Origin of the sequence: Paraburkholderia sp. BR14320 (genome assembly GCF_040948665.1) — a bacterium.
Taxonomy (GTDB): Bacteria; Pseudomonadota; Gammaproteobacteria; order Burkholderiales; family Burkholderiaceae; genus Paraburkholderia; species Paraburkholderia youngii.
On record NZ_JBFPKG010000021.1, the window covers coordinates 52,996 to 79,269 of the forward strand.

22 protein-coding genes and 1 pseudogene are annotated in these 26,274 nt (G+C 64.6%); 11 read left to right on the top strand and 12 right to left on the bottom strand.

The window, feature by feature from the left end; all coding sequences use genetic code 11:
- Positions 1 to 78: 78 nt before the first annotated feature.
- Both AB3X89_RS20220 and AB3X89_RS20225 read left to right on the top strand, forming a co-directional pair.
- On the top strand, positions 79 to 483 hold the full coding sequence (locus tag AB3X89_RS20220; RefSeq protein ID WP_368584838.1) for a hypothetical protein: 405 nt from the start codon (positions 79 to 81) through the stop codon (positions 481 to 483).
- A 257-nt stretch (positions 484 to 740) separates the two neighbouring features.
- A complete protein-coding gene (locus tag AB3X89_RS20225) occupies positions 741 to 2,336 on the top strand; it encodes an efflux transporter outer membrane subunit (RefSeq protein ID WP_368584839.1) in 1,596 nt (531 codons plus the stop codon).
- Positions 2,337 to 2,442: 106 nt separating this feature from the next.
- Here the strand turns inward: AB3X89_RS20225 and AB3X89_RS20230 are convergent, their stop codons facing one another.
- From AB3X89_RS20230 to gspG, 8 genes are all read right to left on the bottom strand, one after another.
- On the bottom strand, positions 2,443 to 3,222 hold the full coding sequence (locus tag AB3X89_RS20230) for a type II secretion system protein N (protein WP_368584840.1): 780 nt from the start codon (positions 3,220 to 3,222) through the stop codon (positions 2,443 to 2,445).
- A 28-nt stretch (positions 3,223 to 3,250) separates the two neighbouring features.
- Positions 3,251 to 3,754 (bottom strand): type II secretion system protein M, encoded by a 504-nt coding sequence (locus AB3X89_RS20235; protein ID WP_368584841.1) that lies wholly within the window; start codon positions 3,752 to 3,754, stop codon positions 3,251 to 3,253.
- Positions 3,751 to 5,160, bottom strand: a complete 1,410-nt coding sequence (gspL, locus tag AB3X89_RS20240; protein ID WP_368584842.1) for a type II secretion system protein GspL — start codon at positions 5,158 to 5,160, stop codon at positions 3,751 to 3,753. The genes AB3X89_RS20235 and gspL overlap by 4 nt, the downstream gene beginning before the upstream one ends.
- Before the next feature lie 28 nt (positions 5,161 to 5,188).
- Positions 5,189 to 6,298, bottom strand: a complete 1,110-nt coding sequence (gene gspK, locus AB3X89_RS20245) for a type II secretion system minor pseudopilin GspK (protein ID WP_368584843.1) — start codon at positions 6,296 to 6,298, stop codon at positions 5,189 to 5,191.
- Between the two features lies 1 nt (position 6,299).
- Positions 6,300 to 6,974: a type II secretion system protein J gene (locus AB3X89_RS20250; RefSeq protein ID WP_368584844.1), complete on the bottom strand. Its 675-nt coding sequence runs from the start codon at positions 6,972 to 6,974 to the stop codon at positions 6,300 to 6,302.
- Positions 6,952 to 7,344 (bottom strand): type II secretion system minor pseudopilin GspI, encoded by a 393-nt coding sequence (gspI, locus tag AB3X89_RS20255; RefSeq protein ID WP_368584884.1) that lies wholly within the window; start codon positions 7,342 to 7,344, stop codon positions 6,952 to 6,954. The genes AB3X89_RS20250 and gspI overlap by 23 nt, the downstream gene beginning before the upstream one ends.
- Before the next feature lie 52 nt (positions 7,345 to 7,396).
- Positions 7,397 to 7,936 carry a GspH/FimT family pseudopilin gene (locus AB3X89_RS20260; RefSeq protein WP_368584845.1) on the bottom strand — a complete coding sequence of 180 codons (540 nt, stop codon included), beginning with the start codon at positions 7,934 to 7,936 and terminating at the stop codon, positions 7,397 to 7,399.
- Positions 7,937 to 8,112: 176 nt separating this feature from the next.
- On the bottom strand, positions 8,113 to 8,577 hold the full coding sequence (gene gspG / locus AB3X89_RS20265) for a type II secretion system major pseudopilin GspG (RefSeq protein WP_013090996.1): 465 nt from the start codon (positions 8,575 to 8,577) through the stop codon (positions 8,113 to 8,115).
- A gap of 136 nt (positions 8,578 to 8,713) precedes the next feature.
- Here gspG and AB3X89_RS20270 point away from each other — a divergent pair, with 136 nt between their 5' ends.
- On the top strand, positions 8,714 to 9,127 hold the full coding sequence (locus AB3X89_RS20270) for a type II secretion system protein N (protein WP_368584846.1): 414 nt from the start codon (positions 8,714 to 8,716) through the stop codon (positions 9,125 to 9,127).
- Between the two features lie 76 nt (positions 9,128 to 9,203).
- Here the strand turns inward: AB3X89_RS20270 and gspF are convergent, their stop codons facing one another.
- The 3 genes and pseudogenes from gspF to gspD all read right to left on the bottom strand — a co-directional run bounded on the left by gspF (position 9,204) and on the right by gspD (position 14,347).
- On the bottom strand, positions 9,204 to 10,421 hold the full coding sequence (gene gspF / locus AB3X89_RS20275) for a type II secretion system inner membrane protein GspF (RefSeq protein ID WP_176380597.1): 1,218 nt from the start codon (positions 10,419 to 10,421) through the stop codon (positions 9,204 to 9,206).
- 4 nt (positions 10,422 to 10,425) lie between these two features.
- Positions 10,426 to 11,939, bottom strand: a pseudogene (gspE, locus tag AB3X89_RS20280) (type II secretion system ATPase GspE).
- A gap of 5 nt (positions 11,940 to 11,944) precedes the next feature.
- On the bottom strand, positions 11,945 to 14,347 hold the full coding sequence (gspD, locus tag AB3X89_RS20285; protein ID WP_368584847.1) for a type II secretion system secretin GspD: 2,403 nt from the start codon (positions 14,345 to 14,347) through the stop codon (positions 11,945 to 11,947).
- Between the two features lie 496 nt (positions 14,348 to 14,843).
- On the opposite strand from gspD, the gene AB3X89_RS20290 reads away from it, so the two are divergent.
- Both AB3X89_RS20290 and AB3X89_RS20295 read left to right on the top strand, forming a co-directional pair.
- Complete coding sequence (locus tag AB3X89_RS20290) at positions 14,844 to 15,287, top strand: lytic transglycosylase domain-containing protein (protein ID WP_013090991.1); 444 nt, start codon at positions 14,844 to 14,846, stop codon at positions 15,285 to 15,287.
- Positions 15,288 to 15,431: 144 nt separating this feature from the next.
- On the top strand, positions 15,432 to 16,787 hold the full coding sequence (locus tag AB3X89_RS20295) for a GTP-binding protein (protein WP_368584848.1): 1,356 nt from the start codon (positions 15,432 to 15,434) through the stop codon (positions 16,785 to 16,787).
- 99 nt (positions 16,788 to 16,886) lie between these two features.
- On the opposite strand, the gene AB3X89_RS20300 is transcribed toward AB3X89_RS20295, so the two are convergent.
- Entirely contained in the window at positions 16,887 to 17,165 is a 279-nt protein-coding gene (locus AB3X89_RS20300) for an HU family DNA-binding protein (RefSeq protein WP_013090989.1), read from the bottom strand.
- A 445-nt stretch (positions 17,166 to 17,610) separates the two neighbouring features.
- Here AB3X89_RS20300 and mnmC point away from each other — a divergent pair, with 445 nt between their 5' ends.
- The 6 genes from mnmC (at position 17,611) to AB3X89_RS20330 (ending at position 26,250) form a co-directional block, all read left to right on the top strand.
- On the top strand, positions 17,611 to 19,578 hold the full coding sequence (gene mnmC / locus AB3X89_RS20305) for a bifunctional tRNA (5-methylaminomethyl-2-thiouridine)(34)-methyltransferase MnmD/FAD-dependent 5-carboxymethylaminomethyl-2-thiouridine(34) oxidoreductase MnmC (RefSeq protein ID WP_368584849.1): 1,968 nt from the start codon (positions 17,611 to 17,613) through the stop codon (positions 19,576 to 19,578).
- Between the two features lie 972 nt (positions 19,579 to 20,550).
- On the top strand, positions 20,551 to 21,756 hold the full coding sequence (locus AB3X89_RS20310; protein WP_368584850.1) for a cation:proton antiporter: 1,206 nt from the start codon (positions 20,551 to 20,553) through the stop codon (positions 21,754 to 21,756).
- An 88-nt stretch (positions 21,757 to 21,844) separates the two neighbouring features.
- Positions 21,845 to 22,960: a YbdK family carboxylate-amine ligase gene (locus tag AB3X89_RS20315; protein WP_368584851.1), complete on the top strand. Its 1,116-nt coding sequence runs from the start codon at positions 21,845 to 21,847 to the stop codon at positions 22,958 to 22,960.
- A gap of 572 nt (positions 22,961 to 23,532) precedes the next feature.
- A complete protein-coding gene (locus tag AB3X89_RS20320) occupies positions 23,533 to 24,171 on the top strand; it encodes a MarR family winged helix-turn-helix transcriptional regulator (protein ID WP_176109905.1) in 639 nt (212 codons plus the stop codon).
- Positions 24,172 to 24,313: 142 nt separating this feature from the next.
- Complete coding sequence (locus AB3X89_RS20325) at positions 24,314 to 25,027, top strand: glutamine amidotransferase (protein WP_368584852.1); 714 nt, start codon at positions 24,314 to 24,316, stop codon at positions 25,025 to 25,027.
- A gap of 110 nt (positions 25,028 to 25,137) precedes the next feature.
- Positions 25,138 to 26,250, top strand: a complete 1,113-nt coding sequence (locus AB3X89_RS20330) for an NADH:flavin oxidoreductase/NADH oxidase (RefSeq protein WP_368584853.1) — start codon at positions 25,138 to 25,140, stop codon at positions 26,248 to 26,250.
- The last annotated feature ends 24 nt before the right edge of the window (positions 26,251 to 26,274 follow it).

A 26,274-nucleotide genomic window follows, 5' to 3' on the forward strand; every position in this document is an offset into this window, starting at 1 on the left:
CTGCGCCATTCGAGACCATGTTCTGACCGATCGACCGCACGCCGCCCGCCTCGCGACGCGCGCCAAAGGATTCCCCCGATGCAGTACCTCAAACACACGCTTGGCGGCCTCAGCCGCTCACTGACCGATTCCGCACTCCATAGCTTCCAGGGCCGGCACCGCTGGTGGAAGCTCGCGCTGTTCGCGGGATTGTTCGTGCTGCCGGGCGGGTCGGTGGGCGTCGCGCTGCTCGCCTGGGCCGAGCATCGACGGGAGTCGAAGCGGGCGAAGAAAGGCAAGGCCGCGCTCGGCCAGTGCAGCGAAATCGTGTTGCCGAAGAAAAGCCTGCCGATTGAGACGGAAGACGTCGTCGCCGCGACGGCCAACAGCGGCAACGTTTGCCTCGCATCCGGCGGTGCGTCGTGCCGCGCCTCGGCTGGCAAGCTCGCGAGTCACCGTCAGCGTCAACGCCAGCAGGCCCAGTCCACGGAAACGAGGCTCTGAAGGCGCACCGGTTCGCCGCGCGCTTTTCTCGCTATTTCAAACACACAAACCCGCCGCCCCTCGCTGCGCCAGTAACAACGCGTAACCATCGCGTTGCCGCAAGTAACACACCTGCGCACCGCATCGCATTAACCTTCCAGCTTTCAGTTTCCCGCGCTCGCGCGGGCCCATACGCTAACATTCCGGCAGACCACGATCTCGCCCGGCCGGTGGCGCCGTTCCCGGCCATACCGCGGCGTCCAGAAGGAATTCATTGCATGCAGTCTGTTCGAATCCCGCGCGCGCGGGCATTTGCGCCGCGCGTCCTGTCCCTTGCCGTCAGCGCGGCCTGCGCGGCACTCGTCACCGCCTGCGCGGTCGGCCCGAACTATCAGCGGCCGGCCACCGAGATCCCCGCGTCGTTCAAGGAGGCCGCGCCCGGCTGGAAGGTTGCGGAACCCGCCGATCAACACGACCGCGGCGACTGGTGGGCGATCTACGAAGACCCGAAGCTCAACGAACTCGAAGACAAGCTCAACGCCGCGAACCAGACCATCGCGCAATTTGCCGCGAACTACCGGCAGGCGCGCGCGCTCGTCGGCGAAGCGCGGGCGGCGTACTTCCCGACCATCGGTGCGTCGGCGGGCGCGACCCGCTCGGGCAATGGCTCGCAAACCGGCGGCAATGCGACGACGGCGACCAGTCGCGAAGGCATCAATAACAGCTTCAACGTCCAGATGACGGCGAGCTGGGAGCCGGACCTGTGGGGCTCGGTCACGCGCTCAGTCAACGCGCAGAAAGCCGGCCAGCAGGGCGCGGCCGCCGACCTCGCGAACGCGCGCCTGTCCGCTCAGGCCACGCTTGCGCAGACCTACTTCCTGCTGCGCGCGCTCGACTCCACGCAGAAGCTGCTCGACGACACCGTTCTCGCCTATCAGCGCTCGCTGCAGCTCACGCAGAATCAGTACGCGGCCGGCGTCGCCGCGCGCTCGGACGTGATCCAGGCGCAAACGCAGCTGCAATCGGCGCAGGCCGCCGCGATCGAGAACGGCATCCAGCGCGCGCAGGACGAGCACGCGATCGCGGTGCTGATCGGCGTGCCCGCGTCGATGTTCTCGCTGCCACCGATGCCGCTCACCGCGACGCCGCCCGCCGTGCCTGCGCAGATGCCGTCCGCGCTGCTCGAACGCAGGCCGGATATCGCATCGGCGGAACGCAAGGCCGCGGCGGCCAACGAGCAGATCGGCGTGGCGATCGCCGCGTTCTTCCCGTCGCTCACGCTATCGGCGACCGGAGGCTTCGAGAACTCGGTGTTCTCGCAATTGCTGTCGTTGCCGTCGCGCTTCTGGACGCTCGGCCCGCAACTGGCCGGGACGATCTTCGACGCCGGCCTGCGCAAGGCGCAAACCGAGGCCGCGCGCGCCACCTATGACGCGGATGTCGCGAGCTATCGGCAGACGGTGCTCGCCGCGTTCCAGGACGTCGAGGACAACCTCGCGTCGCTGCGCATCCTCGAGCAGGAAATCGTCGTCCAGCGGCAGGCGGTCGACTCGGCGCGCCAGGCGCTCGCAATCGTGACGAACGAGTACAAGGCGGGTACGGTCGGCTTCGTCAATGTGCTGACCGCGCAGACCACCGCGTTCACGGCCGAACAGAAGCTCGAGAATATCGCCGGGCAGCGGATGGTGTCGTCGGTGGGGCTCGTGAAGGCGCTCGGCGGCGGCTGGGACGCGTCGCAGATGAATCGCGAGACCGGCGATGTCGCGGCGCCCGCGCCGCTGCCGGCATCGGCTCCGGCGGCTGCGGCTCCGGCAGTCGGCGCGGCGTCCATCGCACAGAGCAACGCGCCGCAAGCGCGGGTACAAAGCAAATAGTTGTCCGCTGCGCCCGCCGCGCAGCATCACCACAAAACAGAAGAGGCATGGCCGCGAGTCGCGGCCATGCCTCTTTTTTCATCGCGCTACGCGTGCGAAGCGCACCTCAGTGCATGAAGGTCAGCGCCACCGTATCCGGCCCGCTCGGCCGGCCAAGCAGATTCAGCAGGCCGGCGAGATTGTCATGCTGTTCCGGCGCGGCGCTCGCCGTGCCACGAAACGATGTCGATGCGGCCGACACCGTGCCGCTGCCGGTCAGCGTCAACGGGCCCTTGATCGTACTCAGATCGAGCGCCGACGACTTGCCTTGCGCCTGAAACCTGACCCGGTACGACCCGAGCGGCTTCACGAGCGACACACGCGAGCTGACGTCGGCGAGCGTCATCGTCAGTTGGCCGAACGCTTCGCCGTTGAAGCTGCGCCAGTCGGTCCACGACAACTGCACATTGCCCTGCAGATCGAGCGTGTTGAATGGCGCGCCCAGCCCCGCGAGCAGCGACGCCGGCACTGCGAGCACGCCCGGCGTGACGGTTGCGCCGCGCGGCGTCACATCGACCGTGATCGGGTCGGGCATCGCGTCGCTATGGCGCATGACCATGCGCACGCGGCCGGTGAAAAGCGGCCAGAACGCGGTGCGCCACTCGATCCGCCCAGGCAGCAGCGTCGCCGCGCTCAAATCGGAGCCGGCGGCCAGCATCAGCGTCGCCGAGCCGTGCCACAGCGAGCCCTCGGCGTCGACGAGATTGACGTGTCCATGCGTTTGCCGCGCGAATTGCGGCGTAATCCAGGCGGCCGGCAGCAACGCGAGCGTCACGGCCGCCGCCGACAAAACGGCGACCACCAGCCACGGCAGCGCCCTACGCAGGCGCCACATCCAGTAATTCATGCGAGATCCTGTACCGAGCGGCGCGTCGTTATTTCGCGGTCGACGGTTGCAGCGCGACCGTCAGATCCACCTGGCCGTCGTCTTTCAGCGCGGTGATGTGCGCCTCGGAGACCTGCACCTTGAACTGCTTGCGAACGTCATCGACCCACGCGGTCCAGGCCGGAAACGCGACGTTTTTCATCTGCACCTGCACCGCGTTGCCGACGAACTGCACCTGCGTCGCGGCGAGGCCGTGTTCGCCGAGCGACGCGGAGAGCGCGTCCTTCAGCGCCGCGCCGGTCGGTGCGACACCTTGCGCGGCCGCCGACAGCGATCGCGCCTCGTTCGCTTGCGCGGTCATCTGCGCGAGCTGCCGCTGCAGGCTGGGCAGCGATTGACGCAGATGCGCGCGGCCTTCCTGCGCGGGCGCCCACAGCACCGACCACGCGATCGCCACCGCGAGCGCGGCACCGCCCCAGGTCAGCAGCGCCTTTTCGCGATCGGTGCGCTGGTCCCAGAAGCCAGCCCATGTTTGAGCGAGTTCAGCTTTCATTGTCCGTTCCTGATGGTCCACTTGCCGGTGCTGCTGTCGATCGCGCCGGTCAGGCCGTTGCGCGCGAGGCGCTTGGCGAAGTCGGGGTCGACCTTGATCGCGGGTTTGAAGGTCACGTCGAGGCGGTGCTCGTGGTAGTCCAGCGCGGCGATGCCGTTGACCGGCAGCGGCGCCAACGAGCGCGCGAGGCCGTCGGCGAGCGACAGGAAATCCTCCGGCGAGAGCTCGCCCGCCGCGACGCGCAGCTGTTGCAACTGACGCGCCATCTGATCGGGCGCATCGAGCACGACGGTCGTCTTCGGGAACGTGTTGAGCAGCAGCTCCGTCATCTGCTGGTTGATCGCGTCACGCTGACGCGCGAGCAGCAGCCACTGCACGTTCGCGCCGATGATCGCGACGACCAGCGCGGCGACCGCGAGCAGGATCGGCAGACGTAGACGCCGCAGCGTCGCGCGATCGAGGCGCCACGGCTGCGACGCGAATTCGAACTGGCACAGGTCGAAGCGGCATTCGAGCGCGCGCCGCGCGAGCTGCTCGAACGGCAGCGGACTCGCGCCGTGGATATGCGAGGCGAGCCGCGCGGGACTCGTCGTCGGGTGGCTGGGCTCGTTACCCGGCACTTCGGTCAGCATGTACAGCGACACCGGCGCCGCCCCTGCCAGCGCGGAGAGCGTCGCGTTCACCGCATTGGCCGGGGCCGCGAGACCCTCGCCCTGCACGCCGCGCGCAATCGCCAGTTCGACGCGCGGCACGCCGCTGTCGACCGCGCCTTCAACCAGCAGCGCGGGCGCGGTCTGCACGACCGCACCGAGCACCGCGGCCACCATCGGCACGATGGACGGCGCTTCGGGCGCGACCACCGGCGCGACGCCCGGCAGCGACGTCGCGACGCTCGCCGCGCCAGCCAGCACCGGCTCGCGCACCTCGGCGGTTTCGTCGACGTTCGCGGCGGCTTCGGTCACCGGCGCCGGCGGCAGGCAACGCGTGACCGGCACCGCGCGCAGGCTGCGATGACCGGCCGCCGTGAACGCCTCGCAGATGAAACGGAACCAGCCGCGATCGATGATCGCGAGCAGGTGCCGGCCTTCCCCAAGCCCCTGCGGATCGACCGCGATATGACAGGTCTGCGGGTCCTGGATCAGTTGATCCTCGACGATATTGGGCAGCGCCTGGCGCAGCTTCGGGCCGCGCAGCGGCGGCAGCGTCGCGGGCATCAGCAGCAGGTCGCGCGCGGCGACCATCAGCACCGTCGTGTTCGCGCGCGGCAGCAGCGCGAGCGCCGAGCGGCCGGCGCGCTGCGTGCGCCCGGCCTTATCGAGCAGCACGAACGGTAGCTCGGGCAGTTGCCACTCCTGCGAGGGCACCGCCGGATCACGCGGCGGCAATAGGACGATCAGCGTGCTCAAAGGCCACTCTCTCTGTGGATTGCGTTATTCATAGTTGGTCTTGTACCCGCACGATACGCGTAGTGTGAGTCAGCGGATCGCGATAGACGAGCGTCGTGCGATCCACTTCGGCGCGCTCGTGCTGCACACTGCCGTGGACTAAAAAGTAGCTCGAATTGACGTCGAACTGATTCGGATCGATCGACGCCGATTGCACGCCGGCGGCGGTCAGCGCGAGCTGCACGTCGCCGGCGTTGCGGAAAAACACGGTCTGGCGCCGCGCGACCAACGCCTGCGCCTGCGACACGGTCATGCCCGGCACCACCGCCGCGATCACTTCGGCCGACGCGGTGTTCATGTTGATCGCGGTGACGGTCGGCAGCACGGTGACGAACGGCCGCAGCTTTGCGACGATCTCCGGCGTGTAGCCCGGAATGTCGAGCAGCGAATCGACGCCCGTCATTAGCAGCGGCGCGACCGCCACGTTGTCCTCGCCGTCCTCGATGCCGGGCTGGTTCGTGAAGCTGCCACCCGTCATACCGCCGCCGCCGACCTGCGGCGAGCTGCTGATCGACGTGCCGGTCTGAAAGCGCGTCGCCGATTGCGACAGTCCCGCGCGCACATGCAGCGCGGTCACTTTGGCGAGCTGCCCGCTCAGGCCGAGCGACACCAGCAGGCGCTGATACGCGGCCATCTGCTCGGCGCTGATTTGCGTCACGCCGGGCGCCGGACTCGCGACCAGATTGCGCAGATTGAATCTCGACTGGGCGTCCTCGATCGAGCCCGACAGGTACGTGGCCGCGCCTTGCTCAGCGCGCACCTCGCCGATCTGGCCGAGAAAATCCGACAGCCGCGTTTTCGCGATCGGCACGCCCCACAAGCCGCCCAGATACGTGATGCCCGCCGACGTATCGCCCTCGGAGCGCAGGATCAGCCGGGTCCAGTCGAGCGCGCCGCGCGCGACCCATTGCGCCTGCGACAGCAGCCGCTGATTCTCGATGCGGCGGATCTGCACCTGCTGGCGCCACAACATGCCGGACACGAGGATCGCCGACAACGCGACGACCAGCAGCGCGCTGATGATGGCCGCGCCCCGCTCTCGCGCACGTGCGCGCGAAGCGGATGCGGACTTCTTCGGCAATGACGAGGAGAACGTCATGTCATTCTCCGACCAGAAAAACACGCGTGATCGGCCGTGCGAGCGATGTCGCGCCGATGCTGACCTGGAGCCCTGTCACCGAGCGCGGCATCGGCGCGTTGCCGAGCTGCGGCACCTTCAGATTGTTGACGGCCTGGTTCATCGCGGTTTGCACGTCGTTCATCTGGATGGTCCAGCCGAGCTTCGGCACGTACATGCGCGCCGAGATGGAGCCGACGCCGCCCATCAGCGGCACCGCGCTCCAGCCTTCGTCGCTGCCGTGCAATGCGCGCCGCAAGTCGCCGACGTTGCCGATCGGCGGCGACGCATAGCGCACCACGCGGCCGTTCGAGATCTGATAGCGCACCACCTGCAGACGCGGCGCGGCGCCCGGCAGCACCATGTGCCGCACGATCTGCAGCGTGTTGCCGGACACCGAGACCGCGGCCTGGCTGGCTTCGTCGTCGCTGGCGGCCTGCCGCGCGTCGATGCGCATCTGATCGAACAGCTGCGCGAACACCCGCTCGTCTTCCATCGCGTTCGTGATCGTCGTGCGGGCGCGGATGATCTGATCGAGCCCGCGCCACGACAGCACGGCGATCACCGCGAGGATCGCGATCGCGACCAGCAGTTCGATCAGCGTGAAGCCGCGCGCGCCGTAACGGCGGCGGCGCTCACAGCGAGCGGTTGGCTTCATTCGCGACCACCGTGACCATCTGGGCGAGATTGCCGGATTGCCCCGGCATCGTCACCATCACTTCGACACGGCGAAACACCGGATTCGGCGTCGCCGTCACATGCTCGGTACAGCGCAATTGCAGATTGCCTTGCGAGCAATCGAAGCTCGTCGAGCCAATGTTCGGCCAGGCATGCTTCAGATGCAGGTCCGCGAGCGCGTTGTCCGCGCTCCAGCCGGCGAGCAGACGCCGATGCAGATCGGCTTCGCCGCTCGCCAGACTGCCGACCGCGCGCAGCGACGCGGCAAGCGCGACCGCGATGATCGCGAGCGCGACCAGCACCTCGATCATCGTGAAGCCGCGCTGGTTGTGGCACGCGATAGCGCGCATGTTGAAGAGAGAAGAGGCATGGGCGGGCCTGCCATAACGACGCATCCGCATGTCAGCGCACCTCGTAGCGGCCATTGCCGGTACTGACGATCGTCGCCTGTCCGGCCGCCGAAAACAGCGTGACCTGCACCGGCACGTCGATCGCCTCGGTACCGAATACGATGCGATCGGCATGTGAATCCGAGCCCGGGTAACTGATCGCGACACTGGTCACGCCGCCTTCCCACTTACGCGGCCCGAGCAGATCGTCACGCAGCGGACGCCAGCCGTCCTGGGTGCGCTGATCGAAACGGAAGCCGCCCTCGAACGGCTGCCACGCGATCGGCCGCGCGCGCACTTGCGCTTCGTCGCCAGCCGATTCGAACAGCAGCGCGAGACGCTGCGCTTCTTCGTTCAGATCGGTGCGCGGATTGCGGGTCATCGTAAGCGCGGTCAGCGACACGAGCAGGCCCGCGATCACGAGCACGACCATCATTTCGAGCAGCGTGAAGCCAGCCGCGCGGCCGCGGCGTTGCCGGTAGCGCGGCCGCGAAGCCGTACACGGGGTGTCCACGGGGGACTTGCAAGCGGACGTGCGCATAGTGCCGGCCATCGACGATCCACGAATATTCAAACAGCAATGCATCGGTGAAACACGCGCGCTTCGTCGCGCCATGCAAATTGCGGCGTGGCGGGCAGGGCGCCCGGTGAGACCAGCGGCCAACCCTGTGCCAACGAGGGTGCGTGCGTGAACATCATCGAGCCTGGCGGATGCTCTGTTCAGCGTGCTTATTGCCAGGACCCGACGTCGGAATCGTTGCCTTCGCCGCCCGGTTTGCCATCGGCGCCGTAGCTGAATACATCGATCTCACCGTGCACGCCCGGATTCAGATACTGATACGCGTTGCCCCACGGATCGTTCGGCAGACGCTCGAGATAGCCGCCGTCCTTCCAGTTGTTCGGCACTGGGTCGGTGGACGGTTTTTCGATGAGCGCGCGCAGGCCTTGCTCCTGGGTCGGATAGCGGCCGTTGTCGAGACGATAGAGCTTCAACGCCTGCATCACGGTGCCGATATCCTGCTTCGCGGCGACGCGCCGCGCTTCGTCCGGACGGCTCATGATCTTCGGCACGATCAGCGCGGCGAGAATGCCGAGAATCGCGATCACGACCATGATTTCGATCAGCGTGAAACCGCGTTGACGGCGGCCGCGTGAACCCGCGTTGTCAGCGCGGCGAATGGTCGACAGTTGCATAGCTTGCTACCTCTTTTCAGATGAAATTTTTGGCTCGGGTTGTCAGATTGAATACGCCGGGCCGGTCATTTTAATGTCATGCAGTTGAAGGCTTTCAACCCACCGCAATTTTCACAATAGTCCGTACAATGTGCGCATGAACGCCATCCAAATCCGCCTCCTGTCGCTCGCGCTGTTCGCCGTTTTCTGCGCGACGCTCACGTACTGGGTCATCACGCTCACCACGATGTCCGGCGCGCCGCTACCGGCTGCCGCCGCACACGCGCAGGTCTCGACCGACCAGGCCGCGACGCTGTTCGGCGGACAGCTCACGCGCAACGTCAATCAGGACATCCATCTGTTCGGCATCCTCGCGTTGAGCGAAGGCGCCGCGGCGATCGTCAGCGTCGGTGGCGAGCCGCCGCACGCGGTGTCGCTCGGCAGCACGCTGATGCAAGGCACCAGGCTCTCCGAAGTTCGCGCCCGCTCGATCATCATCGACCGCAACGGCGCCCATTCGGAAATCTTCCTGCCCGCCAACTCCAGCGGTCCCACCATTTACGTGCGCTGAAACCTGAAGCGGTTGCGCGGCTGATACGGCACGCCGCGCAAATCCTTTCTTTTCCTTCCTCGCGGTACGGCCACAGCTACTGCACGAGGTTGTTCAGTTCGATGATCGGCAGCATCACCGCAAGCACGATCACGAGCACCACGCCCCCCATCGCCAGAATCAGCAGCGGCTCGAGCAGGCTCGTCAGGAACATCGTGCGGCGCTCCAGCTCGCGCGCTTCGCCGTCGGCTGCGCGATCGAGCATGGTCGTCACGTCGCCGGTCGCTTCACCCGAGCGGATCAGGTGCACGAGCACCGGCGGAAACGTCTTCGTGTTGCCGAGCGCGCGCGACAGCGACGTGCCTTCGCGCACCCGCACGATCGCATCGTCGATGTTCTCGCGCATCGCGTTGTTGCTGAGCGTATCGGCCGCGGCCTGCAACGCGCGCAGAATCGGCACGCCCGCCGCGGTCAGAATGCCGAGCGTGCTGGCGAAGCGCACGGTGTTATAGCCGCGCACCAGCTTGCCGAGCAGCGGCGCGGTCAGCAGCCAGCGGTCGAAGGCGAGACGCGGCCCCGGTTGCCGGAGCGTCGCGCGCACCAGATAGACGACCACGATCACGCCGATCAGCATCGCCCACCACCAGTGGCGCACGAAACCGGACAGCGCCATCATCACGATCGTCAGAAACGGCAGTTGCTGCTTGGTGCTCGCGAACACGTTGACGACCTGCGGCACCACATAGCTGAGCAGGAACGTGACGATGCCGAACGCGATGATCGTGACGATCGTCGGATACGTGAACGCCAGCACGATTTTTTGCTTCAAAGCATTGCGCTGCTCGATGTAATCGGCGAGCCGCGACAGCACCAGGCCGAGCTTGCCCGTGTGTTCGCCGGCCGCGACGAGCGCCCGGTAGATCTCGGGGAAATCCTTCGGATGCTGCTGCAGCGCGTTGGCAAGCGAATGACCGCCGAGCACTTCGGCGCGAATCGCCGCCATCAGCTCGCGGATGTAGTCGCGCTCCGACTGCTCGGTCAGCACCGAGAGCGCTTCGTCGAGCGGCAGGCCCGCGATCAGCAGACTCGCGAGCTGCCGCGTCAGAATGGCCTGCTCGCGCTGCGACAGACGACGCCCGAGCGCGAGCCGCTGATTGCGCTCGCCGCGCGTGCGCGACGCCGCCGGTTCGACGACGAGCGGCGTGAGTCCCTGCGAACGCAGGTTGGTGCGCGCGCCGCGCGCACTGTCGGCGTCGAGCACGCCTTTTTGTGCCTTGCCCGCCGCGTCGATCGCTTCAAAACGGAATGCCGGCATGCGCTTATGCTCCGCCCGTCACGCGAATCACTTCTTCGAGGGACGTCAGTCCCGATGCGAGCCAGCGCTCCGAATCCTCGCGCAGCGTGCGCATGCCCTGGGCGCGGCCCGCTTCGAGAATTTCGGCATCGGCCGCGTTGCGGTGGATCAGCGAGCGGATCGTTTCGTCGATCAGCAGCAGCTCGTAGACGCCGCGCCGTCCCGCGTAACCGGATTGGCCACAACGGTCGCAGCCGACCGGATGCCAGCGCTTGCTACCGTCTTCCTCGGTGCGCTCTTCGCGGCACACCGGGCACAGTCGCCGCACCAGCCGCTGCGCGAGCACGCCGAGCAGCGACGAGGCGAGCAGATACGGCTCGACGCCCATGTCGGTCAGACGCGTGACGGCCGATGCCGCGTCGTTCGTGTGCAGCGTCGCGAGCACAGGTGGCCGGTCAGCGACGCCTGCACCGCGATTTGCGCGGTTTCGAGGTCGCGGATTTCACCGATCATGATGATGTCCGGGTCCTGACGCAGAATCGAGCGCAATGCGCGCGCGAAGCTCATGCCGATCCGCTCGTTGACCTGGGTCTGGCCGATGCCGGACAGGTCGTATTCGATCGGGTCTTCCACCGTCATGATGTTGGTGGTTGCCGTCTCCAGTCGCGACATCGACGCATACAGCGTCGTCGTCTTGCCTGAGCCGGTCGGACCCGTCACGAGCACGATGCCGTGCGGCTTGCCGATCAGCTTGTCGAACTGGCGGAGCGTGTCGGATGCCATGCCGAGCGCTTCGAGATTGAGCCGCGCCGCGTCTTTTTCGAGCAGACGAAGCACCGCGCGCTCGCCGTGGCCGGTGGGCAGCGTCGATACCCGCACGTCGACCGGACGACCGCCGACGCGCAGCGTGATGCGGCCGTCCTGCGGCAAACGTTTTTCCGCGATGTCGAGCTGCGCCATGATCTTGATCCGCGAGATCAGCGCGCCGTGCAGCGCTTTTTTAGGCCGCACCACGTCGCGCAACGTGCCGTCGACGCGAAAACGCACCACCGACGCATTCTCGAACGGCTCGATATGAATATCCGATGCCTGCTCGCGTGCGGCTTGCGTGAGCAGCGCGTTGATCATACGGATGATCGGCGCGTCGTCTTCCGATTCGAGCAGATCCTCGACCTCGGGGATGTCCTGCATCAGCCGCGACAGATCGACTTCGCCTTCGACTTCGCCGACCACCTGCGCGGCGCTGCCGTCCTGGCGCGCATAGGCCTGGTTGATCGCCTGCGCGAGATCGTCGGCGGGCACGCGCACAACCGACACCACGCCGTAGTTGCGCGCGATTTCGGCAAGCGCGGCTTCGCTCGTGCGCTCGCTGATCCAGACTTCGAGGCTATCGGCATGCTGATGCGCGACCAGGATCTGGCCGCTGCGCGCAAAACCGTATGGCACGAGCCGGGCGGCAAGCGGGGACGGTGCCGCGCGCTCGCCGGCCGCGGCATCGCCGTTCAGCGGACGTTGCGAAGGCGCGGTTTGCGCGGGCATCTGCGTCACGGACGCGCTCCCGGCGACACCGTGCTCGACACCGGGCCGCTTGCCGGCTCGACGACGGCCGGTTGCGGCATGGTTTGCGGCATCGTCTGCGGCACGGGTTGGGTCGTGGTCTGCGCGCCAGCTTGCGGCACGGCCTGCGGCGGTACCTGTTGAGGAACCTGTTGCGGTGCCTGCTGCGGCATCATCTGCTGGCGGCGCATCTGGTTCAGGTCGAACAGGTTCATCGCCGGCACCCCGCCCTGGCTCGGGCCGAGCGGCATCGGCGGCACGACCGGATCGTCGCGATCCCTCATGATGTTGTTGTCCTGACGGTACGCGCCCTGCACACCCTGGATGTAGTCGTAGCGGTTCGCCGTGACGGCCTGCGTGGTGTCGCGGTCGGCGAGAATGACCGGGCGCAGGAACACCATCAGGTTAGTCTTGTTGCGCGTCTTCTGCTCGGAGCGGAACAGCTGGCCCAGCCAGGGAATGTCGCCAAGCAGCGGCACCTTGCTGTTGCTGACCTGGTAGTTGTCCTGCATCAGGCCGCCGAGCACGATGATCTCGCCGTTATCGCACAGCACGGTCGACTGGATCGAACGCTTCGTGAATTCCGGGCCCGCCGGGTTCGTCGCCGCGTTGTTCGTGCCGTTCACGATCGCCGAATCTTCCGTGTAGAGCAGCAGCTTCAGGATGCCGCCGTCGGTAATCTGCGGCTTCACGTGCAGCGTCAGACCGACGTCGACCCGGTCGAACGTGTTGAACGCCGCGCTCGTCGTGCCGCTCGTCAGGTTCGAGTACGAACCGGTCTGGATCGGCACGTTGGTACCGACGATGATCTTCGCCTCTTCGTTGTCGAGCGTGATCAGGTTCGGCGTGGACAGCACGTTCGCGTCTGCGGTCTGCGACAGCGCCTGCAGCAGTGCGCCGAGACCCTGCACGCCGAAGATGTTGTGGATCCAGCCGACGTTCAAGCCTTGTTGCAGGGCCTGGCTGCCTAGCGCCGTCGCGAGACCGCCGGTCGAACCAGCCGCGGCCGCCGCGGCCGTCAGGTTGATGATGCTGTTGCCCGAGCCAGTCGCCAGGTTGGTACCGGCAAACAGGTTGCCGTTCGCGACCTGCCACTGAATGCCGAGGTTGCCGCTCGTATTCGAGTTCAACTCGACGATCAGTGCCTCGATATACACCTGCGCGCGACGCGCATCGAGCTGGTCGATCACCGCGCGCAAGTTGCGGTACGTCGCTTCGGGTGCGGTGATGATCAGCGAGTTGGTCGCGGGATCCGCGGTAATCATGCCGCCGCCCTGATCCTCGCTCTTTTCCTTGTCGCCGCCGAGAAAACCGCCGGTGTTACTGTTCGAGCCCGAAGCGCCGCCGCCCATCGGCGAGTTCATCGAGCCACCGCCGAGGCCGCCCGACGGCAACGGCGGCGTACCCGACGAGCCCGTCGAATAGCCGCTGTTCGACAGACCGCCACCGCCACCACCACCGCCGCCGCCGCTCGTGTTCTGGTTGAACGAGTTGGCCTCGTTCGCGCCGCCTGACGAACCCTCGCCGCCGCCCTTGCCGAGCATGCTGCGCAGCGTGCGCGCGAGCTTCGTCGCGTCGGCATTGCGTAGCGGCACGACGTGGATGTTGCCCGGCATCGTGGTCGGCATGTCGAGCTGCTTCGCGAGTTCCTTGGCCGCCGCGAGGCGTGCGGTGTTCGACGCGCGCATCAGCAGCGAGTTGGTGCGCGGATCGGACGAGATCGACACCTTGAGCGTCGCGTCCGTGCTGCCGATCGAGCCCGGATCGAGCATCTTGTTCATCTGCTGCGCGATGTCGATCGCATTCGCGTTCTTCAGCGGCACGACTGCAACCGCCTGGCCGGCCGCGCTATCGACACCCGCGATGATCTGGGCGATGCGCCGCACGTTGTCGGCGTAGTCGGTGACGACGATCGTATTGTTGGAGGGGTAGGCCGCGACCGTGTTGTTCGGCGAGATCAGCGGACGCAGTACCGGCAGCAAATTGTTGGCCGACTCATTCCTCAGCGTGAAGACCTGCGTGATGACCTGGTCGCCGCGCGCCGTCGGCGCGTTGCCGACGTAGGTCGGCACGCCTTGCAGCTTGGCGTCGGCCTCGGGCACCACTTTCAGCACGCCATGATCCTGCACGAGCGCGAAACCCTGCATGCGCAGCGCGGACTGCAGGGTTTTGAGCGCCTGATCCTGAGGCACCGAATTTTCGGACACGAGGTTCAGTTGCCCCTTCACCCGCGGATCGACGATGATCGTCTTGCCGGTCGCCGCGCCGATCGCCTTCGCGACCTGGTCGATGTCGGCGTTGACGAAGTTGAGTGTCACCTGCGCGTGTGCAGTTTGCGCGGTGATCAGTCCAGCCACCAGCAGCGTCGTTGCCACCCGACGCAAAGCCATACAATTTCTTCTCATGGGATGTGATATCGATGCCGGCAGCCTCTGCCACCGACGGTCATGCGATGCGGACCCGGCGGCAAGCTACCGCCCGGTCGGTTTGTGAGCCGGCCCTAAAAGCGAGTTTCGCTTCGAGTTCCGGCGTCCCGAGGTCCGAAAAAATCGAACAGTAACAGCTTTTCATGTCGGAATTGAAACAAAACAAGGGGCCCCATGCGAATTCATGAAGATCGCAGAGCTGTTATTAAAATGAAAGCTAGCCAGCACCGTACACTCGCGCCATTACCCGGCTTTGTACGGTCTTATGTCGGTTAGCCAACTTGACGAAGGTCGGACTGCCGGTATGATACGAGCCGTTCGACCCACTGTTATGTGTTTGCTGACGCGGGTTTTCCCCGATGCTCGACAAACGCCCGGCCAGCTTGCCGTTGCGGCCGAAACGCGGCCGGCGAACTGCCTTACCGATTCTTACCTCGGGTTTGCTTAGTCCTATTGACCGATGAAACGTCCGCTCGTCACCGTTGCCGCCACGCTCGCGCTGCTCGCCGCGGCCGGCTCCGCGCGCGCCGACTGCTTTGATGAAGCGGCGAAGTATCAGAAGGTCAATCCGCTGATCTTACGGGCTATTGCGTGGCAGGAGTCGCACAACCGGCCGGATGCCCAGCACAAGAACGCGAATGGCTCGACCGACTACGGTGTGATGCAGATCAATTCGGTGCATCTGCCGGTGCTCGCCCAGTACGGGATCTCGCAGGGCACGCTGATGGAGCCGTGCAAGAACGTTTACATCGCGGCGTGGCATCTGCGCCGGCAGATGAACAAGTACGGCAATACCTGGCAGGCGGTCGGAGCATACCACTCGGAGACGCCCACGTTGCGGGACAAATACGCGCAACAGATCGCTGCGATTCTGCGCAGCTGGAAGTTGATGCCCGCGCAGTAAGCCATTCCAACGCTTTGGCTCGCACGAGCCGCACGCATTTTAATGCACAATGCGACTTCGTGCTTTTGTCGCGCCGTCGCAGCGATGCCGACGATTTGACCCCGCGCGCGGCACGCCTTCCAATCTTCCCGTATTCGTACCGCGATGAACCAGCCGCTATTGCCCATCACCGTGCTCTCCGGTTTTCTGGGCACCGGCAAGACCACGCTCCTGAAGCACATCCTCGCGAACCGCGCCGGTTTGCGCGTCGCCGTGATCGTCGACGATCTGGGCGACGCCAATATCGACCCGACGCTCATGCGTAATGCGGCCGAACTGTCGGGCGTCGACGAGCAGATCGTCGAACTCAAGAATGGCTGCATCTGCTGCACGCCGCGCGACGATCTGCAAAGCGAAATCCGTCGCCTCGCCGGCGAAAAGCGCTTCGACGCGCTCGTGATCGAATCGAGTGGCATCGCCGAGCCTATGTCGATTGCCGAAACCATCACATTCGATGGCGACGACCGCCTCTCGCCCGGCGAAGTCGCCCGGCTCGATACGATGGTCACGATCGTCGATGCGTTCAACTTCCTGCGCGATTACGCGTCCGCCGATGCGCTCTCCGAACGCGGCGTCAGGGTCGACGAAGACGACGACCGCACGATCGTGGAATTGCTGATCGAGCAGATCGAGTTTTGTGACGTGCTCGTCGTGAACAAGATTGATCTCGTCAGCGCGGACGAACTCGCGCGTTTGCAGCGCATCCTCGCGCGCCTGAACCCGCGTGCGGTGCAGCTCGTGAGCCGCTTTGCCGAAGTGCCGCTCGATCAGGTGCTGAACACCGGACGCTTCGATTTCGACGAAGCGTCGAATGCGCAGGGCTGGCTCGCGGCGCTCGAGCACAAGCACGAGAATCAGCACGGCGATCAAGATGGCCACGTGCATCACAGCGAAGCCGACGAATACGGCGTCGGCTATTTCGTCTATCGCGCACGCCGGCCGTTTCATCCGCAGCGACTGTGGGAGCTGCTGCATCAGGAGTGGAAGGGTGTACTGCGCAGCAAGGGATTCTTCTGGCTCGCGACGCGCAACGATATCGGCGGTTCGCTATCGCAGGCCGGTGGCGCTTGCCGGCACGGCCCCGCGGGCATGTGGTGGGCCGCGCAGGATCGCGGCGAGTGGCCGGAAGGCGACGACGAGTTGGCCGCCGAAATCGCCGCCGACTGGTACGGCGCGCCGGACGATATGAGCATCGGCGATCGTCGTCAGGAGTTCGTGCTGATCGGCGTCGACATCGACCCCGCCCTCTGGCGCGCGAGGTTCGACGCCTGTCTGCTCACCGACGACGAATACGCGCTCGGGCCGCAAGCCTGGCAGCAGTTCCCCGATCCGTTCCCGGCATGGGAGTTCGACGACCACGATCATGACGACGAGCATGATCACCACCATCATCACGGGCACGGCGACGACTGCGAGCATTGCGGACATGACCACGGCAAGAATGCGCATCGTCATGACTGAACGAAGCACGCCTCGCATTTGAGCCGCACGCATGGACGAAAAAAAACCCGCCACTGGCGGGTTTTTCTCGCGGGTGTCAACTGCCCGGCAGCAATCTGCTTAGCGCTTGTTGACTGCGTCCTTGAACGCCTTGCCTGCCGTGAACTTGACGGTCTTGGCAGCCGGGATCTTGATGGTTTCGCCGGTCTTCGGATTACGCCCCGTACGCGCTGCGCGCTTGCCCGAACCAAAGCTACCGAAGCCGATCAACTGGACCGCCTCACCCTTCGACACAGACTTCTTGATCACTTCAAGCAACGTGTCCAGCGTTTCACCGGTTTGAGCCTTGCTGGCGCCCGTCTGTCCTGCGACAGCGTCGATCAGTTCCTGTTTGTTCATTAAGGTTCCTTTCTGAGTTTAGGTTGATACGAACAGCGCGACCGCGCCGATTATACGTGCGCGCACCGCGCCGTCGAGCAGCTGCGGCCCCGATCCTGAAGATCTCCCACGCCGGACAGGACACTGTTCGGCGGCCGTGCTGCCGCTCCCTTCGCGGCGCTTGCTATGATAGCGCAGCGCAAACCCAATCAGGATAAGGGTTTCGAGGAATTGCACGGTTTTCGGGCCGTTCTTGCAAGGAAATCGAAAATTCGCCCCTCAACACCCCTAAACGAGGGCTGAAACCCAGTCCTGGCGGGGGTTAGCGTTGGTTTTTGCCAACGCAGCAAAGCGTCTGAAAGCGTCCTGATGGGTCTTTTGCGGCGACTCGCGCGCGGCGCGCGCCGACTCCAACCATCGAACCCGCTCTTTCGAGCGATCTTTTGAGCGTGTTTTCCCGTCGCGCATGACCGATCCGCTGATCCCCGCCGTCCTCGCTTTCCGCGACAACGGCAGCCCCTTCTCACCGCACTACGACGACATCTATCACAGCGCCGTCGGCGCGCTCGAGCAGGCTCACTACGTCTTTTTGCGCGGCAACGAATTGCCCGAAAGATGGCAGAGCCGTCGAACCTTCACCGTCCTCGAGACCGGCTTTGGCATCGGCATCAACTTTCTCGTCACCTGGGCCGCGTGGCGCGCCGATCCGGCACGCTGCGAGCGGCTGCATTTCGTGTCGACCGAGAAGCATCCGTTTAGCGCCGCCGATCTGCGCCGCGTCCACGCATCGACGATCTCCGATCCGCTGATCGCCCAACTCGCGGACACGCTCGCGAACGCATGGCCGATGCTTGTGCCCGGTACGCACCGGCTGGAATTCGAAGGCGGCCGCGTCGTGCTGACGTTGATCTTCGCCGATGCGCTCGAGAGCCTGCCCGCATTGCGGCTGCGTGCCGATGCGTTTTATCTCGACGGTTTCGCGCCCGCGAAAAATCCCGAGCTGTGGAGCCCGGCGATCTTCAAGGCGCTCGCGCGGGTCGCCGGCGATGACGCGACCTTCTCCACCTATAGCAGCGCAGGCGACGTCAAACGCGCGTTGACGCAATGCGGCTTCGAGTATCGCAAGGTCGACGGCTTCGGCTGGAAACGCGCGATGCTGGTCGGCCGCTTCGCGCCGCGCTGGCGTGTGCGCCGTTATGAACCGCCCGCGCCGTACGGGCACGATGAACGACACGCTGTCGTGATCGGTGCGGGGCTGGCCGGCTGCGCAGTGATCGAGCGGCTTGCGGCACGCGGGTGGCGCGTGACTTCGCTCGAGCGGCATGGGTCGGTTGCACAGGATGCGTCAGGCAATCCGGCCGGCGTATTTCACCCAATGATTTCGCGCGACGACAGCGTTGCGTCGCGCGTCACGCGAGCGGGCTTTCTGTACGCGCTCAATCGTTGGACCGCACTCGAAGACGCAGGGCATCGACTGGCCCGCGGCGATCGTGGCCTGCTCCAGATCGCCGCGGACGACGACGAAGCGCGCGCGATCGGCGACGCTATCGCCACGTTTCGCTATCCGTCCGACTACGTGACGCCGGTCTCCGCGGCCGATGCAGCACAACTCGCCGGCATGCCGCTCGCGCGTGGCGGCTGGTTCTTTCCGCGCGGCGGCTGGATCGATCCCGCCTCTCTTTGCGCGGCGCAATTCGCATCGGCAGGCGGCTTGCTCGAACGACGCTTCGGCGTCGACGTCGCGCGGCTCGAACGTTGCGGCGATCAGTGGACCGTCTTCGATATCGAGGGAAAGGAGGTCGCGCGAGCGCCGGTCGTAATCGTCGCCGGCGCCCATGAAGCTGCGCGCATCGCTGGCTTGCGTCATGCGCCGACCCGTAGCATTCGCGGCCAGTTGAGCTTGCTGCCGGCGGGCACCGTCGCAGCGCTTGCGCTGCCGGTGATCGGCGAGGGCTATGCCGTGCCACTCGCGAACGGCGTCACGCTGACAGGCGCGACCTATGAACTAGACGACCACGACACGTCGCTGCGCGCGGATGGTCATCGCGAGAATCTCGAGCGCGTCGCGCAGATGCTGCCATCGTTCGCAAGCGCGCTCGATGACGCGTCGCTGACCTCGCTCAGCGGACGCGTTGCGTTTCGCTGCGTGACCTCGGACCGCATGCCGATGATCGGCCAGTTCGCCGACGAAGCCGCTGCCGCACGAGATGCAGCTCGCCTGCGCGGCGCATGGCCGCTCGATCTGCCGCGCGTCGACGGTCTATACGGCGCATTCGCTTATGGTTCTCGCGGGCTGGTATGGGCCGCGCTAGGCGCTGAATTGATCGCGTCACAGATCGAAGGCGAACCGTGGCCGCTCGAACGCGGTCTCGCCGAAGACATCGACCCCGCACGTTTTCTGCTGCGGTCGTTGCGGCAGGGGACGATCGGTTAACCGGCTTCGACCATTGCGGCGTTAACGCCCGGCAGGTTAACTCCGCCCGCGCTGTAAACCACGTTAACCGACACGCCCGCTTATCCACCGCACCCTGTGGATAACCGCGCAGTTAACCGGCGCAAGTCGTGTGGAGCCGTTGTGGACGTAAACGGGGTAACTGGGACATCGCGAAAAAGTCCGAAAAGTTGCTCGCGTATACCGGCCGCCGCCGCACATGCTGTACATCCGGTTATGCGGCCGACAACTCGATGATTCATTTCGGTAAACACGGGTTATCCACAGAAAACGAGGCAGCTTGTTAACTGTTACTACGTATACATACGGTAAACCAGTAAACAGCAAAGACGGGAGCTAACGCCCCGCCTATCGGGCTAGAAGATTTCGTTCGAGCTCGCGTAAACGGATCACTCGATGCGCTCCGTTAACCCGTGGGAGAGCACCAAAAAACGCGGACGAAACCGCACACCAAAGTCACACACGCGAACGTAACGCAAGGGAGCGGATTCGCCGTTCGCGACGTTGTCGAAATTGACGCGATACCTCGAAAAAAGGTCGCTTTTTCCGTTCAGTATAAAAATAACGTACTTTTTTACCGTTTTGCCAGCGAGTTAACGTCTTTTCGGTTAACGCGGAACAAGCTATGGCACAATCCCGGTTCTTTTCCGCGTCGTGCCACCGCATCTGACGGCACGCGCAGCAATGGAACGGTGCCGGTCAAACAGAATCTGATTCAAGGTCGACGGCGTTCCTTCACCGTGCCTGTTGCTACTGCCGCATCCCGTGAATGTGCCCGACTCCGTGCGGTTTTTTGCGGCCGCGGCGCATTCCGATCATCCGATCATTGAAACCTCGCAACGCTGACCTCGCGAAGCGCTTGCGACAACGAGCGCTCTCGGTTCGCTCGTGCCACGGCGTGCGTGTGCGCCGGTTCGTGTCGTCTGCCGTTGCTGCCAAGGAGAACCCATTACGATGAATTCGGCGTTTTCGTTTCTGCCAGCGTGGCCGCTTTCACCCGACGCCATTTTTTGGGCAGGTCTCGCATTGCTTGTCGCTGGTCTGTGCGGAGAGCTTTGCTTTCGCGCGTGGCGCTTACCGCGCATTTCCGGCTATGCGGTGATCGGCCTCATAGCGGGCGGGGCCGGCTTTGGCGTGATCGATGCGGATTCCGCGAGCGCCGCGCGGCCGCTGCTCGACGTCGCGCTAGGCCTGTTGCTGTTCGAACTGGGCAGCCGGCTCGATCTGCGCTGGATCCGCCGTAATCCGTGGCTGATTCTGTCGAGCGTCGCCGAAGCCACGCTGACTTTCGTGCTGGTGCTGCCGGTGCTGCTATTCCTGCACGTGCCGCTGATGGTCGCGACCGTACTCGCTGCGATCGCGATGGCGACATCGCCCGCGATGGTGATCCAGCTCAAGACCGAACTGCGCGCCGAAGGCCAGGTCACGCAGCGTCTTCTGACCTTGACCGCGCTGAACAGCATGTACGCGGTCGTGATCGAAAAGCTCGTATCGAGCTGGCTGCATCAGGAGGTATACGGCAACGTGTTCGCAACGATCCTGCAGCCGTTGTACCTGCTGGTCGGCTCGCTCGTGCTCGCATATCTGCTCGCGCGCACCTGCACGTTCTTCTACCGGCGCCTGAACATGCACGACGAGCATTCGTTCGTCGCGCTGTTCGGTCTCGTGCTGCTCGCGATCGCGGTCGCGCATCTGTTCAAGCTATCGACGATTCTCGCGCTGCTCGCCGCGGGCATCATCGTGAAGAATCACGAAGCGCGTCCGCAGTTGTGGCCGCAGCATTTCGGCACCGCGGGCTGGCTGCTGACGGTGATTCTGTTCGTGCTGACGCTGACGTCGTTCGAATGGAGGCACATTGCGTTGGGCGGAGTCGCGGCGCTGGGCCTGATCGTTGCTCGCCTCGTCGCGAAGTTGGTCGGCGTGCTGGCTTTCGCGAAGCCGAGCGGCCTGAACCTGAAGCAGGGCATCGCACTCGGCCTGTCGTTGTCACCGATGTCGGCGCTCGCGTACCTGCTTGTCGACGACACGTACAACCTGTATCCGAGCTTCGATCCGCAACTGCGCGCGATCGTCATGTGTTCGATTTTCGTGCTGCAGATCCTCGGGCCGTGGCTCGTCTATCGCAGCCTCGCGCTCGTCGCCGAGCGGCGCGAGGGGTGAGCGTGAAACGCGCGTGGTCTGCCAGGCGCGTTTCACGAACCCGACTTTTCAAAACCTTCGCCTCAAACGACCTGACTCAGGGGACGCCATGTCACTCGAACCCTTCATCGATTCGAAACCGTTCACCTTCGGTATCGAGCTCGAAATGCAGATCGTCAATACGCACGACTATGATCTGACCAAAGCCGGCACGGATCTGCTGCGCCTTATCAAGGATGAAAAAATCCCCGGCAATATCACGCCGGAAATCACCGAAAGCATGATCGAGCTGTCGACCGGCATCTGCACGTCGCACGAACAGGCGGTCGCCGATCTGCGCAAGATTCGTGACACGCTGGTATCCGCGGCCGACCATCTGAACGTCGGTCTGTGCGGCGGCGGAACGCATCCCTTCCAGCAATGGAGCGAGCGGCAGATCGTCGATACGCCGCGCTTTCAGTATCTTTCCGAGCTGTACGGCTATCTCGCGAAGCAGTTCACGGTGTTCGGCCAGCACGTGCACATCGGTTGCCCGAATCCGAACAGCGCGCTGTATCTGCTGCATTCGATGTCGCGCTTCATCCCGCATTTCATTGCGCTGTCCGCGTCGTCGCCTTTCGTACAGGGTGTCGATACCGGATTTCATTCGGCACGACTGAATTCCGTGTTCGCCTTTCCGCTGTCGGGCCGGGCGCCGTTCGTGCTGACGTGGGACAGCTTCGAGGAGTATTTCTCGAAGATGGTCCACACGGGCGTGGTCAACAGCATGAAGGATTTCTACTGGGATATCCGTCCGAAGCCGGGGTTCGGCACGATCGAGGTTCGAGTGATGGATACGCCGTTTTCGGTGGATCGCGCCGCGGCGATCGCCTGCTACATCCAGACGCTGGCTCGCCATCTGCTGCTCGACAAGCCCATCACGCCGCAGGAAGACGACTATCTGGTCTACACGTTCAACCGTTTCGAAGCCTGCCGTTTCGGACTCGGCGGCACCTGCATCAATCCGCAAACCGGTGAACGAAAGACGATTTCCGAAGATATCCTCGAAACGCTCGAACAGATCGGATCGCATGCGGAAGCGCTCGGCTCGGTCAATGCGCTGGCCGAAGTCGGCGCGATCGCGCGTGGCCAGGTCAACGACGCGACGTGGCTGCGCAGCGTGTTCGCGCAGGAAAAGTCCTTGCACGAAGCGGTCCGGCAGCAGTGTTTGCAGTGGCGCGCCTAGTCGCGAAGATCTCATGAAAGCGTTTGCGTGCGCCTAGGTACGCGACGTTCGGACGAAAACCCGCCATGCGCGGGTTTTTTTTCGTAAAAAAATTTTTAGGACTTTTCGTCCGCGCAACCCTTCAGGTTTGTCGAAAGTTTACGTATACCAGCCTAGGAGCAGTGAGCAGGCGTTGCCGAAGTCTGTGGACAACTGAATAAATACCTGCAAAGTCAATGCTCTGGGGAATTGATAACCGGGTCGATAAAAGACGCTCCGGCCACGCCTGGCAGGCGCAACCGAGGAAACGCTCGACACGCTGCAAGTGCTTGTTGCAAAACGGTACACAGGCTGTCCAAACGTTTTCCCCTGCTTATCCACAGCTCGCGTTGGATAAGTTAGCTGTACGATTTGCAGGTCTCGCATAGAATGTCGTTTTTTTGCCGCCTTCGGCTTCAAAGGCGGTGTATTTTTGAGATAGTACAAACGGCTTCATCTGCGGTCGGACGAAGCTACCCACACACGCAACGGGCGTACCCCGGCAGACAACGGCCGGCGTCGCACCCCAGCGGTAAATAAACGAATCGAAGATTATGAGCGAAGGCGTATACGGAGAACAGGCAAACGGGCGAGTGACCCACAGCCTCTTGCGATTGAGCACGGCGATGCGAAGCCAGGCTTGGGAATGGGCGGAAGGCGCGGGCCTGACGCCGACCCAGGGCGAAATCCTCGTGCTGTTGATGCAACGCAAGGGGCCGATGCGTCTCGGCGAGATCGCGCGCGAAACGGCGCTGACCGCCGCGACCACTAGCGATGCGGTCAGCACGCTCGAGACCAAGGGTCTCGTCGAAAAGCGTCGCGCACTCGACGACGGTCGCGCGCTCGCGGTACGCCTGACCTCGCGTGGCCGCACCGCTGCCAAACGCGCGGCGCAATGGCCGGACTTCCTGTCCAAGGCGGTCGGCACGCTGCGCGAGGACGAACAGTCGGTGTTCTATCGCACGCTGCTCAAGACCATCTATCAGCTCGAAGCGCAAAACACGATTCCGTCGCATCGCATGTGCCTGAGCTGCACGCATTTCCAGGCAAGCAAGAATCCGAAGAAGACGCCGCATCACTGCGCGCTGCTCGACCTGAACATGTCGGATACCGATGTGCGTCTCGACTGCTCCGTGCACGAAACGGCGGACGTCGCCACCCAGAAGAAGACCTGGAAGATCTTCGCCCAATAACCGGCATCTTCCGGAACAATCCGCTAACATGACCTGGCCGGCCAAGGCGGGCGGTGTACGCCGCCTGCTTGCCGGCTGGTGCCGTGCAAGGACAAAGTCGTTGGCGGCAAGTCGTTAGTCAACCTGAAGATAGGGCAGGCCGATGAATCGGGAAGTACTCGCCATCCGCCATGTGCACTTCGAGGATCTGGGCAGTCTCGAGCTCGTGCTCGGCGAGCGCGGGCGTCCGGTCCGCTATCTCGATGTCGGCGTCGCCCGTATCGAGGCCCCCAATCCGGTTGCCGCGTCGCTGATGGTCGTGCTGGGCGGCCCCATCAGTGCCACCGACGACGCGCTGTATCCCACGCTCGCGCCGCTGCTGTCGTTGATCGAGAAGCGCATCGCGGCCGGTTTGCCGACACTTGGTATCTGCCTTGGCGCACAACTGATCGCCCGGGCGCTCGGTGCGCGCGTCTACCCCGCGGCTCAGGCCGAACTTGGCTGGGCACCGCTTACGCTGACCGATGCGGGCCGCGCCTCGCCACTGCGTCATCTCGATGGCGCTCATACGTCGATGCTGCACTGGCACGGCGACACCTTCGATCTGCCCGCCAACGCGACCCGTCTGGCATCGACTCCGGCCTGCGAGAATCAAGCCTTCGCATGGGGAGATCACGTGCTGGGCTTGCAGTGTCATCCTGAGATCCGCACCGATCGGTTCGAACCTTGGCTGATTGGCAATGCCAATGAACTGTCGAGTCACGGCATCGACGCGCGTCAGTTGCGCGCCGACACCGCACGATACGGTCCCGCGCTCGAAGCCGCCGGGTGCCGCATGTTCGGCGAATGGCTCGATCAGGTCGAGACGAAAGTCTGAATGGCTCGCCGAATGGCGACGTGAGTGGCCAGCGAGGTGCCCCCGTTTCTGCAGCAAACCGCGCGCGGTGCTATGCTCGATCGCTCTCGGGCTTTCACTGGACGTAATCCATGAGCGCGCTTTTTTCTCCGCTCACGCTGCGTAGCGTGACGCTTCCCAACCGTATCGTCGTCTCCCCGATGTGCCAGTACTCCGCCGAACGCGGCGAAGCGAGCGCATGGCACATGATTCACCTCGGCGGTCTCGCGCTGTCCGGCGCGGGCATGCTGTGCATCGAAGCGACCGCCGTCGAGCCGGATGGCCGCATCACCCCCGGCGATCTCGGTTTGTGGGACGACGCGACCGAAGAGGCGCTCGTGCCAGTGCTGGCCGCGATCCGCAAGCATTCGCACATCAACGTGACGATGCAACTGGCACATGCGGGGCGCAAGGCATCGAGCCATGTGCCGTGGGAGGGCGGCCAGCTGATTCCGGTGTCGCAAGGCGGGTGGCTGCCGCATGCGCCGTCGGCGCTGCCGCACAAGCCGGGCGAGGAGCCGCCGCTTGCGCTCGATGTCGCCGGCCTGCACCGGATTCGCGAGGCGTTCGCCGCGTCCGCGCGCCGCGCCGCGCGTCTCGGCATCGATGCGCTCGAAGTGCATGCCGCGCATGGCTATCTGCTGCATCAGTTCCTGTCGCCGATCGCGAATCAGCGGACCGACGACTATGGCGGCTCGCTGGAAAACCGCATGCGTTTCCCGCTCGAAATCTTCGACATCGTGCGGGCCGCATTCCCTGCCGACAAACCGGTCGGCGTGCGCGTGTCGGCGACCGACTGGGTCGAAGGCGGCTGGACGCTGGAAGACACGATCGCGTTTGCGCACGAGCTGGAAAGGCGCGGCTGCGACTGGATCGACGTGTCGTCGGGCGGTGTGTCGCCGCTGCAGAAAATCCCGCTGGAGCCGGGCTATCAGATTCCGTTCGCGAAGGCGGTCAAGCACGCAACCGGTCTGGCGACGATCGGCGTCGGGCTCATCACCGATCCGCTGCACGCCGAGCAGCTGATCGAAGCGGGCGATGCCGACCTGATCGCGCTGGCTCGCGCGCTGCTTTATAACCCGCGCTGGCCGTGGCATGCCGCCGCCAACCTCGGCGCGACCGTCGAAGCACCGCCGCAGTACTGGCGTTCACAGCCGCGCGACCAGAAAGCGCTGTTCGGCGACATTACGTTCGGTCAACGGTGACGCTCGTCGCACGTTGAACACACG

Coding starts and splice junctions, on each gene's coding strand:
- AB3X89_RS20220 (WP_368584838.1), top strand. CDS start 79: ATGCAGTACCTCAAACACACGCTTGGCGGCCTCAGCCGCTCACTGACC.
- AB3X89_RS20225 (WP_368584839.1), top strand. CDS start 741: ATGCAGTCTGTTCGAATCCCGCGCGCGCGGGCATTTGCGCCGCGCGTC.
- AB3X89_RS20230 (WP_368584840.1), bottom strand. CDS start 3,222: ATGAATTACTGGATGTGGCGCCTGCGTAGGGCGCTGCCGTGGCTGGTG.
- AB3X89_RS20235 (WP_368584841.1), bottom strand. CDS start 3,754: ATGAAAGCTGAACTCGCTCAAACATGGGCTGGCTTCTGGGACCAGCGC.
- gspK (WP_368584843.1), bottom strand. CDS start 6,298: ATGACGTTCTCCTCGTCATTGCCGAAGAAGTCCGCATCCGCTTCGCGC.
- AB3X89_RS20250 (WP_368584844.1), bottom strand. CDS start 6,974: ATGAAGCCAACCGCTCGCTGTGAGCGCCGCCGCCGTTACGGCGCGCGC.
- gspI (WP_368584884.1), bottom strand. CDS start 7,344: ATGCGCGCTATCGCGTGCCACAACCAGCGCGGCTTCACGATGATCGAG.
- AB3X89_RS20260 (WP_368584845.1), bottom strand. CDS start 7,936: ATGGCCGGCACTATGCGCACGTCCGCTTGCAAGTCCCCCGTGGACACC.
- gspG (WP_013090996.1), bottom strand. CDS start 8,577: ATGCAACTGTCGACCATTCGCCGCGCTGACAACGCGGGTTCACGCGGC.
- AB3X89_RS20270 (WP_368584846.1), top strand. CDS start 8,714: ATGAACGCCATCCAAATCCGCCTCCTGTCGCTCGCGCTGTTCGCCGTT.
- gspF (WP_176380597.1), bottom strand. CDS start 10,421: ATGCCGGCATTCCGTTTTGAAGCGATCGACGCGGCGGGCAAGGCACAA.
- gspD (WP_368584847.1), bottom strand. CDS start 14,347: ATGGCTTTGCGTCGGGTGGCAACGACGCTGCTGGTGGCTGGACTGATC.
- AB3X89_RS20290 (WP_013090991.1), top strand. CDS start 14,844: ATGAAACGTCCGCTCGTCACCGTTGCCGCCACGCTCGCGCTGCTCGCC.
- AB3X89_RS20295 (WP_368584848.1), top strand. CDS start 15,432: ATGAACCAGCCGCTATTGCCCATCACCGTGCTCTCCGGTTTTCTGGGC.
- AB3X89_RS20300 (WP_013090989.1), bottom strand. CDS start 17,165: ATGAACAAACAGGAACTGATCGACGCTGTCGCAGGACAGACGGGCGCC.
- mnmC (WP_368584849.1), top strand. CDS start 17,611: ATGACCGATCCGCTGATCCCCGCCGTCCTCGCTTTCCGCGACAACGGC.
- AB3X89_RS20310 (WP_368584850.1), top strand. CDS start 20,551: ATGAATTCGGCGTTTTCGTTTCTGCCAGCGTGGCCGCTTTCACCCGAC.
- AB3X89_RS20315 (WP_368584851.1), top strand. CDS start 21,845: ATGTCACTCGAACCCTTCATCGATTCGAAACCGTTCACCTTCGGTATC.
- AB3X89_RS20320 (WP_176109905.1), top strand. CDS start 23,533: ATGAGCGAAGGCGTATACGGAGAACAGGCAAACGGGCGAGTGACCCAC.
- AB3X89_RS20325 (WP_368584852.1), top strand. CDS start 24,314: ATGAATCGGGAAGTACTCGCCATCCGCCATGTGCACTTCGAGGATCTG.
- AB3X89_RS20330 (WP_368584853.1), top strand. CDS start 25,138: ATGAGCGCGCTTTTTTCTCCGCTCACGCTGCGTAGCGTGACGCTTCCC.